This is a genomic window from Streptomyces sp. NPDC059897 (genome assembly GCF_042730865.1).
In the GTDB taxonomy this organism is placed as follows: domain Bacteria; phylum Actinomycetota; class Actinomycetes; order Streptomycetales; family Streptomycetaceae; genus Streptomyces.
Window position 1 is genome coordinate 182,094 of the sequence record NZ_JBHWKQ010000003.1, and the last position, 14,656, is coordinate 196,749.

Below are 14,656 nucleotides of genomic sequence, written 5' to 3' on the forward strand. Positions count from 1 at the left end.
GCCGGGGGAGCTGTGGTGCTGCTTCAAGCCTCCTCGCGAGGCGGGTCCGCGACCATGTGGCGGGTCGGCGTCTTCGACCGGGGGTTTTCCCTACCTCTGCCGGATCGGCTCGGTCCGATCGCGCCACGGCAGTTCCGCCGTGACCGTGGTCGGGCCGCCCTCCGGGGAGATCACGACGAACAGGCCGTCCACCGCGCCCAGCCGGTCCGCGAGGCCCGCCATGCCGGTGCCCTTGTGGACGCTCGCGCCGCCCCGCCCGTCGTCGTACACCTGGATGAGCAGCCGGTCCTTCGAGCGCCACACGTCCACCGACGCCAACCGCGCGCCACTGTGCTTGCTCACGTTCTGGAGCAGCTCGGAGACCGTGAAGTACGCGATGCCCTCGATCGCCTCCGCGGGCCGGGCCGGCAGCTCGGTCGTCACCTTCACCGGCACCGTGCAGCGCGAGGCCACCGACGACAGGGCCGCGTCGAGCCCGCGGTCGGTGAGGACCGCCGGATGGATGCCGCGCGCCAGGTCCCGCAGTTCCTGCAGCGCGAGCTTGACCTCGCCGTGCGCCTCGTCGACCATCGCCGCCACCGCGTCGTCGGCCTGCCCCTCCAGGAGCTTCTCCTTCGCGAGACCGAGCCCCATGGCCAGATTGACCAGGCGGGCCTGCGCTCCGTCGTGCAGATCGCGCTCGATGCGCCGCAGGTCGGCGGCGGCCGTGTCGACGACGACGCCGCGGTCCGACTCCAGCTCCACGATCCGCCGCTCCAACTCGTCGGAGGGGGAGAGCAGCGCCCGCACCATCGCCCGGTCCGCGTTGCCGAGACCCCGCGCGATGAACGGCAGCACCGGCCACAGCACGAAAAGCCCGACCAGCGTGATCGCGAACGTCAGTACGGCCCACGGCAACCGGATCACCTCGTACAGCACCGTGCGCCAGCCCACCGGGTCCTTGAGCCCGGTCCACAGCCAGCCGAAGAAGCCGCCCGCGCGCTTGACCGGCAGCGGGCTCGGCTCCTCGATGCGCACGCCGAGCAGCGCCCGCGCCCGCCCGCGCTCCGCCTTGCCGAGCAGCCGCGCGCCCCGCAGCCCGCCCGCGATCAGCGGCAGCCCGATCACCGTGACCGTGAGCCCCGCGCCGAGCGCCACCATCGTGACGGCGTACACGAATCCGAAGATGGACAGCGGGAAGCTGCTCAGGAGATAGGCGATCTCCTTCCACGTGGCGCTGTCGTACCCGAGTCGCGGCGGGGGCAGCACCGGCTGGTCTTCGGAGGTGTCGAGTGGGTCGGTCATAGCGGCAAGAGTGCCCTGGCCCGGGGCGGGGCGCCATGAGGACGGCCGCCAACTTGAGCGGGGGTTAACCCCACCACGAGTCCCACCACGAGCCCCGCCACGAACCCGGCCTCGCCCAACCCCTCGGCCCCGGGCTGCTTACCGTCCCTTTAACAGGGCCTAGACTCCCGTGCGTACAGATCGTCGAACACAACGAACTCGCGAGGGGCGCAGGTACGTGACGGGATCGGACGGGACCGTCATCGCGGCGGACTACTTCCAGTCGTACTCGGTCGTCGGGCTGCTCGCCGTCGTCGGCGTGCTCTTCGTCGCCGTCGCCTTCGGCTCGGGCAAGTTGCTGCGCCCGGTGGTCCCCACCAGGGAAAAGTTCCTCACGTACGAATGCGGGGTCGACCCCGTCGGGGACGGCTGGGCGCACACCCAGGTCCGCTACTACGTGTACGCCTTCCTCTACGTGATCTTCGCGGTCGACTCGATCTTCCTCTTCCCCTGGGCCACGGTCTTCGCCGCGCCGGGATACGGCGCGACGACCCTCGTCGAGATGTTCATCTTCCTCGGCTTCCTCACCGTGGGCCTGCTGTACGCATACAAGAAGGGCGTCCTTACGTGGGCGTGAGTGACGTGGACGTGAGCGCTGTGACCCCCGCGGAGCAGGAGCCGACGCCGGAGCCGGTGTTCCTGCCCGAACCGAAGAAGCTGGGCGTGCTCTCGCGGCTCGCCCCCGAGCCGATGAAGGTGGTCCTCAACTGGGGCCGCCGCTACAGCCTGTGGGTCTTCAACTTCGGCCTCGCCTGCTGCGCCATCGAGTTCATCGCCGCGTCCATGGCGCGCCACGACTTCATCCGGCTCGGCGTCATCCCGTTCGCACCGGGCCCGCGCCAGGCCGACCTGATGGTCGTGTCCGGCACGGTGACCGACAAGATGGCCCCGGCGGTCAAGCGGCTCTACGAGCAGATGCCCGAGCCGAAGTACGTCATCTCGTTCGGCGCCTGCTCCAACTGCGGCGGCCCGTACTGGGATTCGTACTCGGTGACCAAGGGCGTCGACCAGATCATCCCCGTCGACGTCTACGTGCCCGGCTGCCCACCCCGTCCGGAGGCGCTGCTCCAGGGCATCCTCAAGCTCCAGGAGAAGATCGCCCGCGAGTCCCTCGGCGAGCGGTACGCCTCCGCCGACGCTGCGGCCGGCCGGCCCTCGGCGGCGGCGCTGAGCAGCGGCCTCGTCCAGCCGCCCGCGCCCTCCGGAGGTGCGCGATGAGCTGGCTCCCGGCACCCGTCGACGAGCTGTTCGGCGCGGAGGCGACGGTCGAGGAGGCGTACGACCTGCTGACCGTCGACGTCCCGGCCGCGCAGTGGATCCAGGCTCTGGAGACGGCCCGTACGACCCTGGGGTGCACGTACTTCGACTGGCTGAGCGCCGTCGACGAACCGGCCGACGGCTTCCGTGTGTGCGCGCACGTCGCGGCCGTCGCCCCCGGTTCCGTACGCCGTCTGCTGCTGCGCACGACCGTTCCGCACGCGGCCCCCGTGCTCGCGTCGGCGGTCGACGTGTACGCGGGCGCGGCCTGGCACGAGCGCGAGACGCACGAGATGTTCGGCGTCGACTTCACCGACCACCCGGGCCTCGACCCGCTGCTCCTGCCCGACGGCTTCGAAGGGCACCCGCTGCGCAAGGACTTCGTGCTCGCGGCCCGCGTCGCGAAGGCGTGGCCCGGCGCGAAGGAGCCGGGGGAGTCCGAGCACGGCGGCCCCAAGCGCCGCCAGATGCTGCCGCCCGGCGTCCCCGACCCGAACGAATGGGGCCCGCTGAAGGGGCAGTTGCCGCCCGCCCCGGCACGGCCGGCGCGTGGCGCGCGAGCGGCGGGCGCCGGTGCGGCGGGTGCGACGGGTGCCGCGGGGGAGCGGCCCGCGCGGCGCACCAGGTCCGTGAGCCAGGGCTCGGCGAGCCAGGCGGCCGCGCCTGCGGGCGAGGCCGAGCAGGCTCCGGAAGCGGCGCCGCGTCCGGTACGGCGTTCCCGCAGCGCCTCCCAGGGCTCGGCCTCGCAACAACGCGCCACGCCCACTGAACCCCAAGAGCCGACACCGGCACCGGCCCCGGCTCCGTCTCCTCGTTCGAGCGACGCACCTTGGCACCACGCCAAGCCCGCGTTCGACGAGGAACTCGAGGAACCGAAGAAGCCGGACACCACCCCGGACACCGCTCCGGAAGCCACCCCGGACGAGAACCCGACAGACACCAACGGAGGCAACGAGTGAACGACGCCCTCGACGTCGCCCTGCGCCTCGTCGTCGTCTTCGTCGCCTTCCTGGTGCTGCCCCTGATCGTCGGCCAGACCGAACACAAGGTCATGGCCCACATGCAGGGCCGCCTCGGCCCCATGTACGCGGGCGGATTCCACGGCTGGGCCCAACTGGTGGCCGACGGCGTCAAGTTCGCGCAGAAGGAGGACGTGGTCCCGGCCGACGCCGACCGCCGCGTCTTCCAACTCGCCCCCGCGGTCGCCCTCCTCCCGTACCTCCTCGTGCTGCTCGCCATCCCGGTCGGACCCGGCGACGGCGCGGTCGGCGCGGTCGTCGACGCGGGCATCTTCTTCGTCCTCGCGGTCATGGGCGTCGGCGTGCTCGGCTCGCTGATGGCGGGCTGGGCGAGCGCCAACAAGTTCTCCCTCCTGGGCGGCCTGCGCACGGCGGCCCAGCTCCTGGCGTACGAGCTCCCGATGCTGCTCGCCGCGGCCTCGGTCGCGATGGCCGCGGGAACGGTCTCCCTTCCCGGCATCCTCGACGCCTTCGAGTGGTGGTGGCTGCCCTGGCAGATCGTCGGCGCCCTCGTCTTCTTCGTGGCCGGCCTCGCCGAACTCCAGCGCCCTCCCTTCGACATGCCCGTCGCCGACTCCGAGATCATCTTCGGCGCGTACACCGAGTACACGGGCCTGCGCTTCGCCCTGTTCCTGCTCGCCGAGTACGCGGGCATCGTGGTGCTCTGCGGCCTGACCACGGTGCTGTTCCTCGGCGGCTGGCACGGCCCGTGGGGCGCGGACGGCCTCGGCTGGGTCTGGACCCTCCTCAAGACGGCGGTCCTCGCCTTCATCGTGATCTGGCTCCGCGTCACGTACCCCCGACTGCGCGAGGACCAGCTCCAGAAGCTCGCCTGGACCACCCTCGTGCCCCTCGCCCTCGCGCAGATCGCGCTCACCGGAATCGTGAAGGTGGCGATCAACTGATGCCTCCGATCCCTGGCAGCGGCCTGGCCAAGGGCCTCGCCGTCACCCTCCGCACCATGACGCGCAAGACCGTCACCGAGCAGTACCCCGAGGCCCAGCCCGAACTCCCGCCCCGCACCCGCGGCGTGATCGGTCTGTTCGAGGAGAACTGCACGGTCTGCATGCTGTGCGCCCGCGAGTGCCCCGACTGGTGCATCTACATCGACTCCCACAAGGAGACGGTGCCGCCCGCCGCACCCGGCGGCCGCGAGCGCAGCCGCAACGTCCTCGACCGTTTCGCCATCGACTTCTCCCTCTGCATGTACTGCGGTATCTGCATCGAGGTGTGCCCCTTCGACGCGCTGTTCTGGTCCCCGGAGTTCGAGTACGCCGAGACCGACATCCGCGAGCTCACCCACGAGCGCGACAAGCTCCGCGAGTGGATGTGGACGGTCCCGTCCCCACCCGCCCTCGACCCGGCCGCCGAGGACCCCAAGGAACTCGCGGCGGCCCGCAAGACCGCGGACAAGCTGGCAGCCGCTCAGGAACCCCCGAACCCCGCCCCGACCGAGACCGGAGAGGAGCCCACCGCATGACCCTCGCCGTACCGGCGGTCGTCGCCACGGCAGCGGCAGCCGACAGTCCCGGGTTCCTCTCCCCGTCGGGCGTCGAGATCGCCTTCGTGCTCGTGGGGCTGGTGACCTTCGCCGCCGCGATCGTCACCGTCACCACGAAGCAGCTCGTGCACGCCGCCCTGTGGCTGGTCGTCGCCCTCGGCGGCCTCGCCGTCGAGTACCTCCTGCTCACCGCCGAGTTCATCGCCTGGGTGCAGGTCCTCATCTACGTCGGTTCCGTCGTGGTCCTCCTCCTGTTCGGCCTGATGCTGACCCGCGCGCCCATCGGCCGCTCACCGGACGCGGACAGCCCCAACCGCTGGGCCGCCCTGACCGTGGCCGTCGCCTCCGCCGCCGCCCTGGTGTGGGTCGTCGTCGACGCGTTCCGCACGACCTGGATCGATCTCGACGAGGTCCAGGGCAGCACGGCCGTGACCGGCTCGATCCTCTTCAAGCACTGGGTCCTGCCGTTCGAGGCCCTCTCGGTCCTGCTGCTCGCCGCCCTGGTCGGCGCGATCGTCCTGTCCCGCAAGAAGAACGCCGAAGCCGCCCCGGCAGCCGACGCGCCCGGCAAGCCCGGCAAGCCCGGCGCGCCCGAAGGCGAGGGAACCCGCTGATGCACCTCGCCTACCCCGCCGTCCTCTCCTCCCTCCTCTTCTGCACGGGCCTGTACGGCGTACTGGCCCGCCGCAACGCGATCCTGGTCCTGATGTCGGTCGAGCTGATGCTCAACGCCGTCAACCTGAACCTCGTCGCCTTCGACGTCTGGCTGCGCGACACCCTCCACGCGGGCCAGGCCCTCACCCTGTTCACCATCGCCATCGCCGCCGCCGAGATCGGCATCGGCCTGGCGATCGTCCTGGCCGTCTACCGCAGCCGCGGCACGTCGGACATCGACAAGCTCCGCGACTCCGCCGAGCCCCACGACCCGGACGACGACCCGCACGACCCGTCCGAGACCCCGGCGGCAGCCACCGCCGGCACCACGGACGAGAAGGCCGAGGCCACCGCGTGACCACGACGAACCTCGCCGTCCTCGTCCCCCTCCTGCCGTTCCTCGGCGCCGTCGCGGGACTGCTCCTCGGCCGCACGGCCCCCGGCTTCGTCCGCCCGCTGGCCGTCCTGCCGACGCTGGCCGCGCTGGCCCTCGCCGCCGTCGTCGCCCTCGACCAGGGCGGCGGCACGGGCAATGGCACGGCCGCCCTCGACGCGCACACCCAGCTCGCCCCGACCGGCTCCGTGCCGATCGAACTCGCCCTGCACATCGACGGCTTCGCCGCCCTCGTCGCCGTCCTCGTCGGCCTGGTCGCGACCTGCGTGCAGATCTACTCGACGGGCTATCTGCGCGACGACCCGCGCTACCCCTCGTACGCCGCCCTCGTCTCGCTCTTCACCTCCGCGATGCTCCTGGTCGTCTACTCGGGCGACCTGATGGTCCTGCTGGTCGGCTGGGAAGTCATGGGCATCTGCTCGTACTTCCTCGTCGGCCACTACTGGGAGACCCCCGAGGCGCGGGCCGCCTCCCTCAAGGCGTTCCTGGTCACGAAGCTCGGCGACGTCCCCTTCCTCATCGGCCTGTTCGCGCTCGCCGTCGACACGGGCTCGTTCCGCATCACGACGATCCTGGGCAAGGTCACGAGCGACGCGGGCCTCGACCACCCGACCCTGATCGCCCTCCTGCTGCTGGCCGGAGTGGCGGGCAAGTCCGCGCAGTTCCCGCTGCACACCTGGCTGCCCGACGCGATGGCGGGCCCCACACCCGTCTCCGCGCTGATCCACGCCGCGACGATGGTCGCCGCGGGCGTCTACTTCGTCGCCCGCCTCCTCCCGGTCTTCGCCGCCTCGCAGGCGGCGCTGATCGTGCTCGCTGTCATGGCCGCCGTGACGATGCTCGGCTCGGCGCTCGCCGCGCTCGCCCAGGACGACATCAAGCGGGTCCTCGCGTACTCGACCGTCGGCCAGCTCGGCTACATGACCGGCGCCCTCGCCGTCGGAAACCGTGACGCCGCCGTCTTCCACCTCCTGTCGCACGGCGCCTTCAAGGCGCTGCTGTTCCTCGCGGCGGGCGTGATCATCCACGCCGCCGGCACCAACTCACTGGCCGCGATGTCCCGCATGAAGGACCTGCGCGACCGCGTGCCCGACGCCTTCTGGACGATGACCGTGGCGCTGCTCGCGCTCGCCGCGATCCCGCCGTTCAGCGGCTTCTTCTCCAAGGAGGCCGTCCTCGGTGCCGCCGAGCACACCGCCACCGGCCATGAGAACGGCGCCCTGACCGCACCGACCGCTTCCGGCTGGATCGTCCTCGTCGCGGGCCTGTTCGCGGCCCTCCTCACCGCCGCCTACGCGACCCGCCTGTGGCTCCTCGCGTTCAACGGCCGCGGCAGCGAGGCCCCGGACCACGGCAAGCAGCCGGTCACGATGAACGTCGTCCTGTGGGTCCTCGCGATCCCCTCCCTCGGCTTCGGACTGCTCGCGGGTGTGCTCCCCGACTGGTTCGACGGCCGCTCCCTCACCCCGACACTGACCACCTCCGTCCTCGGCACCGGCTTCGCGCTCGTCGGCGGCCTGGTCACCTACGCGGCCTGGCGGCACAGCACCGCGATGGCCGCCCGCCGCACCCCGATCGGCGCCGTCGCGATCGACACCGAGTCCGGGGACGCGGGCCTGGTCGAGGCCGAGGCCATCGCGACGCACGCCGCCGCGTACGGCGACATCGCGAGCGCCCCCGACCCGGCCGACCCGAGCCGTCTGCTGCTCGGCCCGCTGCACCGCCACGCGGCCGTCGGCTTCCACCTCGACGCCGTCTACGCGGCGCTCTTCGTCCGTCCCGTACAGGCCGGCGCCACGCTGGTCCGCTTCCTCGACCGCGCCGTCGTCGACACCTACGTACGCGGAGCGGCCGAGGCCCCCAAGGCGCTGGGCTGGGCCGTGCGCAGGGCCCAGACCGGCAACGTGCAGACCTACCTCAGCGCACTGCTCGCAGGCACCGTCGTCCTGGTGGTCGCCGTCGTCCTCGTCGCCACCGCCGGAGCGTGAGCAGCCGTGATCGATATCAGCGAATCCGTGATGCAGTTCCTTCTCGCATTGATCGTCGTCGGCCCGCTCATCGGCGCCGTCGCCGCTTTTCTCCCCGCCCCGCCCGGGCTGAAGGGGAAGTCGCCCGACCAGGCCGTGCTCCGCCACGGTGTGACCGTGACCGGCGTGATCCTCATCGCCGCGATCGTCCTCACGCTCGGCTTCGACCACGACCAGCCGTCGAGGATGCAGGCCACGACCGACATCAGCTGGATCCCCGCGCTCGACGTGCGTATCCACCTCGGCATCGACGGCATCTCCCTCCCCCTCCTGGTCCTGACCGCACTGCTCACGTTCCTGTGCGCGCTGTACTCCTACTTCCACATGCCGGCCGGGCCGTCCCCCAAGGCGTTCGTGGCCCTGATCCTCGTCCTGGAATCGGGCACGCTCGCGACCTTCGCCGTGCTTGACCTCCTCCTCTTCTTCCTCGCGTTCGAGATGGTCCTCATCCCGATGTACTTCCTCATCGCCCGCTGGGGCGGCGAGCAACGGACGCAGGCGGCCTGGAAGTTCATCCTGTTCACGCTGCTCGGCTCGGTCGTGATGCTGCTCGGCCTCCTCCTTATCGGCGTTAAGTCGGGCACGTTCGACATGATGGCACTCGCCACTGACAACGGCCGGGGTCTGACCACATCCGTGCAGGTCATCGCCGTTCTGGCGATCGGGATCGGGCTCGCGGTGAAGACCCCGATGTGGCCGCTGCACAGCTGGCTGCCCGATGCGCACACCGCCGCCCCGACCGTCGGCTCGGTCCTCCTCGCCGGTGTCCTGCTGAAGATGGGTACGTACGGGTTCGTCCGGATCCTGCTCCCCATCGCGCCCGACGGAATGCGGACCTTCGCGCCCTACCTCGCGGCCCTCGCCGTCATCGGCATCATCTACGGGTCCCTGGCCTGCCTGAACCTGGCCAAGCAGGGCGCGAGGGGCGACCTCAAGCGCCTCATCGCGTACTCCTCCGTCGGCCACATGGGCTTCGTGCTGCTCGGCATCGCGTCGATGAGCCCGACCGGCGTGAACGGCGCGCTGTTCGCCAACATCGCCCACGGCCTCATCACCGGCCTGCTCTTCTTCCTCGTCGGCGCCCTCAAGGACCGGGCCGGCACCAGCGACCTCGACGCCCTCGCCGAGCAGGGCGGCATGGCCCTGTACGGCAAGGCGCCGCGGCTCGGCGGCCTCCTCGCGTTCGCCGCCGTCGCCTCGCTCGGGCTGCCGGGGCTCGCCGGATTCTGGGGCGAAATGCTCGCCCTGTTCGGCGCGTTCAAGCCCGCTGACGGCCTCAGCCGCCCGGCGTTCCTCGTCTTCATGGCGATCGCGGCCTTCGGCACGCTGCTCACCGCCGCGTACATGCTGATCCTGGTCCGCCGCGTCTGCATGGGCCCCCGCCCGAAGGAAGCTCCGGCGGCCCCGGAGGCGCCCGTGCTCGCCGATGTGCGCGGCTACGAGTTCGCCACCTGGACCCCGCTCGTCGCCCTCACCGTGCTCGCGGGCCTGTGGCCGGCCGCCCTGCTCGGCCTCACGAACCCGGCCGTGCAGAAGCTCCTCGCAGGAGGCATCCAGTGATCGCCGTCGCCGCGCCCTCCGTGGCGTCCCTCGTCCAGTCCGTCGACTGGGTGGCCATCGCGCCGCCCACGATCGCGGCGGTCGTGGCCCTCGTCGTGCTGGTCGTCGACCTGTTCGTGGCGGAGCGCCGCAAGCCGCTCCTGGGCTGGATCTCCGTCGCGGGCCTGGCCGCCGCGGCGCTCGCGCTGCTGCCGCTCATCGGGGACGAGCGCTCCACGTTCTGCCTCAAGGGTGTGTCCTACGACGCCTGCAGCTACACGGCGGACCGCTTCACGCTCGTCATCCAGTTCCTGGTCCTGGCCGGCGCCCTGCTCACCGCGCTGCTCTCGATCAGCTCCCTGAAGGACGCCAAGAAGGCGAACAAGCCCCTTCCTGAAGGCGAGTTCTGGTTCCTCCTCCTGTCCTCGGCCGCGGGCGCCGCCCTGCTGCCCGCCTCCCGCGACCTCGCCACGCTCGTCGTCGCCCTGGAAGTCGCCTCACTGCCCGCCTTCGCCCTCGTGGGCCTCAAGCAGGGCGACAGGCGCTCCTCCGACGCGGCCCTGAAGTTCTTCCTCTCCTCGGTCACCGCGACCGCCGTCACCCTGCTCGGCGTGAGCTTCGTGTACGCGGCCACGGGCAGCATGCACCTCACCAGGGTCGCCACCGAGCTCACCCACGTGGACGGCCAGCTGCACACCCTGGCCCAGACCGGCGTCGCGCTCACCCTCGTGGGCTTCGCCTTCAAGACGGCCGCCGTGCCCTTCCACTTCTGGGTACCCGACACCTACGTAGGCGCGCCATTGCCGATCGCCGCCTACTTGTCGGTCATCGGCAAGGCCGTCGGCTTCTCCGGCCTCATCCTCGTGACCGTCGTCGCGTTCCCCTCGTACGCCGACGTGTGGGGACCGGCCCTCGCCGCGCTCGCCGCGCTGACCATGACCCTCGGGAACGTCGCGGCCCTGCGCCAGCAGGCCACGCGCGCGTACAGCGCCGTCCGCCTGCTCGCCTGGTCCTCGGTCGGCCAAGCCGGCTACCTCCTGGTGCCGATCGCCGCGGCCGCGTACTCCGACGACCCCCAGAAGTCGATCGGCTCCACCCTCGCGTACGCCCTCATGTACGCCGCGGTGAACCTCGGCGCCTTCGCCGTGGCCGCTCTGGTCGCCCGTACGAAGCCGCTGAACCGCATCAGCGACTACCGGGGCCTGTACGCCTCGCACCCGCTCGCCGCGCTCGCCCTGGGCTTCTTCCTGCTGTGCCTCGCGGGGCTGCCGCCGGGCATCATCGGCCTGTTCGCGAAGGTCACCGTCTTCTCGGCGGCGGTCGACGCCGGGATGGGCTGGCTCGCCGTCGTCATGGCAGTGAACGTCGTGATCGCGCTCTTCTACTACCTCCAGTGGACCGCGACCCTCTTCCGCGCCCCTGAAGGCGAACCGGCCGCCCACCGCGTCTCCAGGCCCCTCACGGCGGCGATCGTCCTCACCGCGGTCATCGCGGTGGCACTCTCCGGCGCACCCCAGATGGCCCTGCGTTTTGCCTCGACGGGCCTCTTCTAGGCACCCTCGTACGGCACCACACGTACGGGCCGCCCCACAGGCCCCACCTCAACGATCACACCCCCACATCAAGGAGACAGGCGTCGTGCTGAGCGGGTTCAAGGACTTCATCCTTCGCGGAAACATCATCACGATGGCCATCGGCCTCGCGGTCGGAACCGCGTTCACGGCTGTGGTCACCGCACTCAGCACCGCGTTCATCGCGCCGCTCATCGGTATCGCCACACGGTCGACCGGCGACTTCAGCGAGGCGCATTTCACGGTCGAGGGCACCGACTTCCCGTACGGCAAGTTCGTCAGCGCGATCATCGCCTTCCTGATCACCGCCGCGGTGCTCTACTTCTGCATCGTCGTCCCGATGATGAAGCTCCAGGCGCGCATGGACCGCGGCAAGCCCGTCGACATCAAGGCGGCCCTGCGCGACTGCCCGCGCTGCTACACCCAGATCCCCGGCATCGCCACCCGCTGCTCGCACTGCACGAGCGAGATCGAGGCGGACCCGGAGGCCCTGGAATTGGCGGGTCTGCCGCAGCAGCGCTGACCCGGACGGCCTACACACGCGCACGGGCCCGCCCCGGGCGGCCAAGGGAACTCGTCCTCCTCGTCTGGCGTTGACCAGTCAGGGAGGGTCCACTGGACGTGGAAACACGCACAGGCTCCAGACCCAGTGGAAGCAGCAGTCAAGCAAGCAGTGGGTTCCCCTGCCGCACCATCAGGAGGACGTACCGTGCACCGCCGGCACAACGGGTTGAAGACCGCCGTACTCCTCGGAGGCCTGTCCGCCCTCATCCTCGTCATCGGCAGCTTCTTCGGCCGCACGGGGCTCATCGTCGGGCTCGTCATCGCCCTGGGGACGAACGCGTACGCGTACTGGAACAGCGACAAGCTGGCCCTGCGCGCGATGCGGGCACGCCCGGTGAGCGAATTCGAGGCGCCGGCGCTGTACCGGATGGTGCGCGAGCTCTCCACGCAGGCGCGTCAGCCCATGCCGCGCCTGTACATCTCGCCCACGGAGGCGCCGAACGCGTTCGCGACGGGCCGCAACCCGCGCAACGCCGCGGTGTGCTGCACCGAGGGAATCCTGCGCATCCTGGACGAGCGCGAGCTGCGCGGCGTCATCGGGCACGAGCTGAGCCATGTCTACAACCGCGACATCCTGATCTCCTCGGTCGCCGGCGCCCTCGCCTCCGTGATCATGTTCCTGGTCAACTTCGCGTGGCTGATCCCGGTGGGCCGCTCGAACGACGACGACGGACCCGGCATCTTCGGAATGCTCCTGATCATGATCCTGGGACCGCTCGCGGCGTCCCTGATCCAGCTCGCCATCAGCCGGTCCCGCGAGTACGAGGCCGATTCCTCGGGTGCCCAGCTGACCGGTGACCCGCTGGCCCTGGCGAGCGCCCTGCGCAAGCTCGACGCGGGCACGAAGCAACTGCCGCTGCCGCCCGAGCCGCGCATCGAGACGGCGAGCCACATGATGATCGCCAACCCCTTCCGTCCCGGCCAGGGCATGTCGAAGATGTTCTCCACGCACCCGCCGATGGCGGAGCGCATTTCCCGGCTCGAGCAGATGGCAGGTCGCCAACAGTGAAGACAATCCTCAACGTCATCTGGCTGATCCTGAGCGGCTTCTGGCTGTTCCTCGGCTACGTTCTGGCCGGCGCCCTGCTGTGCATCACCATCATCGGGATCCCGTTCGGCATCGCCGCCTTCAGGATCGGCGTCTACGCCCTGTGGCCCTTCGGGAAGACGACCGTCGAGCGCAGGGACGCGGGCGCGCCCTCCTGCGTCGGCAACGTCCTGTGGCTGATCCTCGCGGGCTGGTGGCTCGCCCTGGCGCACATCGTCACGGGCCTCGCCCTGTGTGTGACGATCATCGGGATCCCGTTCGGCATCGCCAACTTCAAGATGATCCCGATCTCGCTGCTCCCGCTCGGCCGCGAGATCGTGCCCACGGACCAGCCGTTCGCCGCCCGCTAGGGACTGTCCGTCTTCAAGCCCGAGCCACGCGCGCGTAGCCGGACCGCGTAGGCGAGCGCCCCCAGGGCGACGACACCCGCCCCGGCCGTGACCGACGACAGGGGCAGCGAGCACGCCAGCGCCAGGCACCCCGCGACCCCGAGCGCCGGCAGCGCACGCGCGCGTACCGCTGAACTCAGCGTCCACGCCGAGGCGTTGGCGACCGCGTAGTACACCAGCACGCCGAACGACGAGAACCCGATCGCCCCGCGTACGTCGCCGAGGGCCGCCACGACGGCCACCACGGCCCCCACCGCGAGCTCGGCCCGCCGCGGCACCTGGAAGCGCGGGTGCACGGCCGCCAGGGCGCCCGGCAGATGCCGGTCCCGCGCCATCGCGAGCGTGGTCCGCGACACCCCCAGGATCAGCGCCAGCAGCGACCCGAGCGCCGCCACCGCGGCCCCCGCCCGCACCACCGGCACGAGGGCGTCGGCGCCCGCCGCGCGTACGGCGTCGGCCAGCGGGGCCGAGGCCCGCGCGAGCCCGTCCACACCCAGCACGGCGACGGCGGCGGCGCCCACGGCCGCGTACACGACCAGGGTGATCCCGAGCGCCACGGGGATCGCCCGCGGGACGGTCCGCGCCGGGTCCCGCACCTCCTCGCCGAGCGTCGCCACGCGCGCGTACCCGGCGAACGCGAAGAACAGCAGCCCGGCGCCGCTCAGCACGCCGCTCACGCCCTCGGAGGCCCCGGGAGCGAGCCGGGCACCCTCGGCGCTCCCCGAGCCCGCACACGCCACCACGACGGCCGCCAGGACGGCGAGCACGACCGCGACGGCGATCCGCGTCACCCAGGCCGACCTCTCCACCCCGAAGCAGTTCACGGCGGTCAGCGCCACCACAGCGGCGACCGCCACCGCATGCGCCTGCCCCGGCCACACGTACGTCCCCACGGTCAGCGCCATCGCCGCGCACGAGGCCGACTTGCCGACGACGAAAGCCCAGCCCGCCAGATACCCCCAGAAGGGCCCGAGCCGCTCCCGCCCGTACACGTACGTGCCGCCGGACACCGGATACACGGCCGCGAGCCGCGCCGACGACATCGCGTTGCAGTAGGCCACCACGGCCGCCACCGCGAGCGCGTACAGCACCCCCGTACCGGCCGCCCGCGCCGCGGGCCCGAGCGCCGCGAAGACGCCCGCCCCGATCATCGACCCGAGACCGACGACCACGGCGTCCCGCACACCAAGCGCCCTGCGAAGGGGCGTCCCCGACTGTGTCATGCGCCGCACACTAAAGGGCTCGTGCAACCACACCGTGCCTGCCTGTCGTCCTTCTGGGCAGCAGGGGGCCACGGCGGTGATGCACAAGGCGCCCGGCGAGAACGAGCAACAAGACGCCACAGCACGGCAGTAGGCGCCACAGCACTA

At 71.3% G+C, this 14,656-nt stretch carries 15 protein-coding genes; 13 read left to right on the forward strand and 2 right to left on the reverse strand.

Annotated features, from left to right (window positions below; translation table 11 throughout):
• Positions 1–90: 90 nt before the first annotated feature.
• A complete protein-coding gene (locus ACFV9W_RS05270; RefSeq protein WP_385755788.1) occupies positions 91–1,284 on the reverse strand; it encodes a sensor histidine kinase in 1,194 nt (397 codons plus the stop codon).
• Positions 1,285–1,501: 217 nt separating this feature from the next.
• Here ACFV9W_RS05270 and ACFV9W_RS05275 point away from each other — a divergent pair, with 217 nt between their 5' ends.
• From ACFV9W_RS05275 to ACFV9W_RS05335, 13 genes are all read left to right on the forward strand, one after another.
• Complete coding sequence (locus ACFV9W_RS05275) at positions 1,502–1,900, forward strand: NADH-quinone oxidoreductase subunit A (RefSeq protein WP_385755789.1); 399 nt, start codon at positions 1,502–1,504, stop codon at positions 1,898–1,900.
• A gap of 11 nt (positions 1,901–1,911) precedes the next feature.
• Complete coding sequence (locus ACFV9W_RS05280; RefSeq protein WP_385755791.1) at positions 1,912–2,541, forward strand: NADH-quinone oxidoreductase subunit B; 630 nt, start codon at positions 1,912–1,914, stop codon at positions 2,539–2,541.
• Complete coding sequence (locus ACFV9W_RS05285) at positions 2,538–3,539, forward strand: NADH-quinone oxidoreductase subunit C (RefSeq protein WP_385755793.1); 1,002 nt, start codon at positions 2,538–2,540, stop codon at positions 3,537–3,539. Before ACFV9W_RS05280 ends, ACFV9W_RS05285 begins: the two co-directional genes overlap by 4 nt.
• A complete protein-coding gene (locus tag ACFV9W_RS05290) occupies positions 3,536–4,504 on the forward strand; it encodes an NADH-quinone oxidoreductase subunit H (protein ID WP_385755795.1) in 969 nt (322 codons plus the stop codon). Before ACFV9W_RS05285 ends, ACFV9W_RS05290 begins: the two co-directional genes overlap by 4 nt.
• Positions 4,504–5,079, forward strand: coding sequence for a NuoI/complex I 23 kDa subunit family protein (locus ACFV9W_RS05295; RefSeq protein ID WP_385755797.1), 576 nt, complete (start codon positions 4,504–4,506; stop codon positions 5,077–5,079). The genes ACFV9W_RS05290 and ACFV9W_RS05295 overlap by 1 nt, the downstream gene beginning before the upstream one ends.
• Positions 5,076–5,714 (forward strand): NADH-quinone oxidoreductase subunit J, encoded by a 639-nt coding sequence (locus ACFV9W_RS05300; protein WP_385755799.1) that lies wholly within the window; start codon positions 5,076–5,078, stop codon positions 5,712–5,714. The genes ACFV9W_RS05295 and ACFV9W_RS05300 overlap by 4 nt, the downstream gene beginning before the upstream one ends.
• Complete coding sequence (nuoK, locus tag ACFV9W_RS05305; RefSeq protein ID WP_385755801.1) at positions 5,714–6,112, forward strand: NADH-quinone oxidoreductase subunit NuoK; 399 nt, start codon at positions 5,714–5,716, stop codon at positions 6,110–6,112. Before ACFV9W_RS05300 ends, nuoK begins: the two co-directional genes overlap by 1 nt.
• Positions 6,109–8,136, forward strand: a complete 2,028-nt coding sequence (locus tag ACFV9W_RS05310) for an NADH-quinone oxidoreductase subunit L (RefSeq protein ID WP_385755803.1) — start codon at positions 6,109–6,111, stop codon at positions 8,134–8,136. The genes nuoK and ACFV9W_RS05310 overlap by 4 nt, the downstream gene beginning before the upstream one ends.
• 6 nt (positions 8,137–8,142) lie before the next feature.
• Complete coding sequence (locus ACFV9W_RS05315; protein WP_385755805.1) at positions 8,143–9,735, forward strand: NuoM family protein; 1,593 nt, start codon at positions 8,143–8,145, stop codon at positions 9,733–9,735.
• Positions 9,732–11,267, forward strand: coding sequence for an NADH-quinone oxidoreductase subunit N (locus ACFV9W_RS05320; RefSeq protein ID WP_385755807.1), 1,536 nt, complete (start codon positions 9,732–9,734; stop codon positions 11,265–11,267). The genes ACFV9W_RS05315 and ACFV9W_RS05320 overlap by 4 nt, the downstream gene beginning before the upstream one ends.
• Positions 11,268–11,352: 85 nt before the next feature.
• The gene (mscL, locus tag ACFV9W_RS05325) at positions 11,353–11,808 is read left to right on the forward strand and encodes a large conductance mechanosensitive channel protein MscL (protein WP_385755809.1); all 456 of its coding nucleotides are present in this window, start codon (positions 11,353–11,355) and stop codon (positions 11,806–11,808) included.
• 186 nt (positions 11,809–11,994) lie between these two features.
• A complete protein-coding gene (htpX, locus tag ACFV9W_RS05330) occupies positions 11,995–12,858 on the forward strand; it encodes a zinc metalloprotease HtpX (RefSeq protein ID WP_385755811.1) in 864 nt (287 codons plus the stop codon).
• Entirely contained in the window at positions 12,855–13,247 is a 393-nt protein-coding gene (locus tag ACFV9W_RS05335) for a YccF domain-containing protein (protein WP_385755813.1), read from the forward strand. Before htpX ends, ACFV9W_RS05335 begins: the two co-directional genes overlap by 4 nt.
• On the opposite strand, the gene ACFV9W_RS05340 is transcribed toward ACFV9W_RS05335, so the two are convergent.
• Positions 13,244–14,509, reverse strand: a complete 1,266-nt coding sequence (locus tag ACFV9W_RS05340; RefSeq protein WP_385755815.1) for an APC family permease — start codon at positions 14,507–14,509, stop codon at positions 13,244–13,246. The genes ACFV9W_RS05335 and ACFV9W_RS05340 overlap by 4 nt on opposite strands.
• Positions 14,510–14,656: the final 147 nt, after the last annotated feature.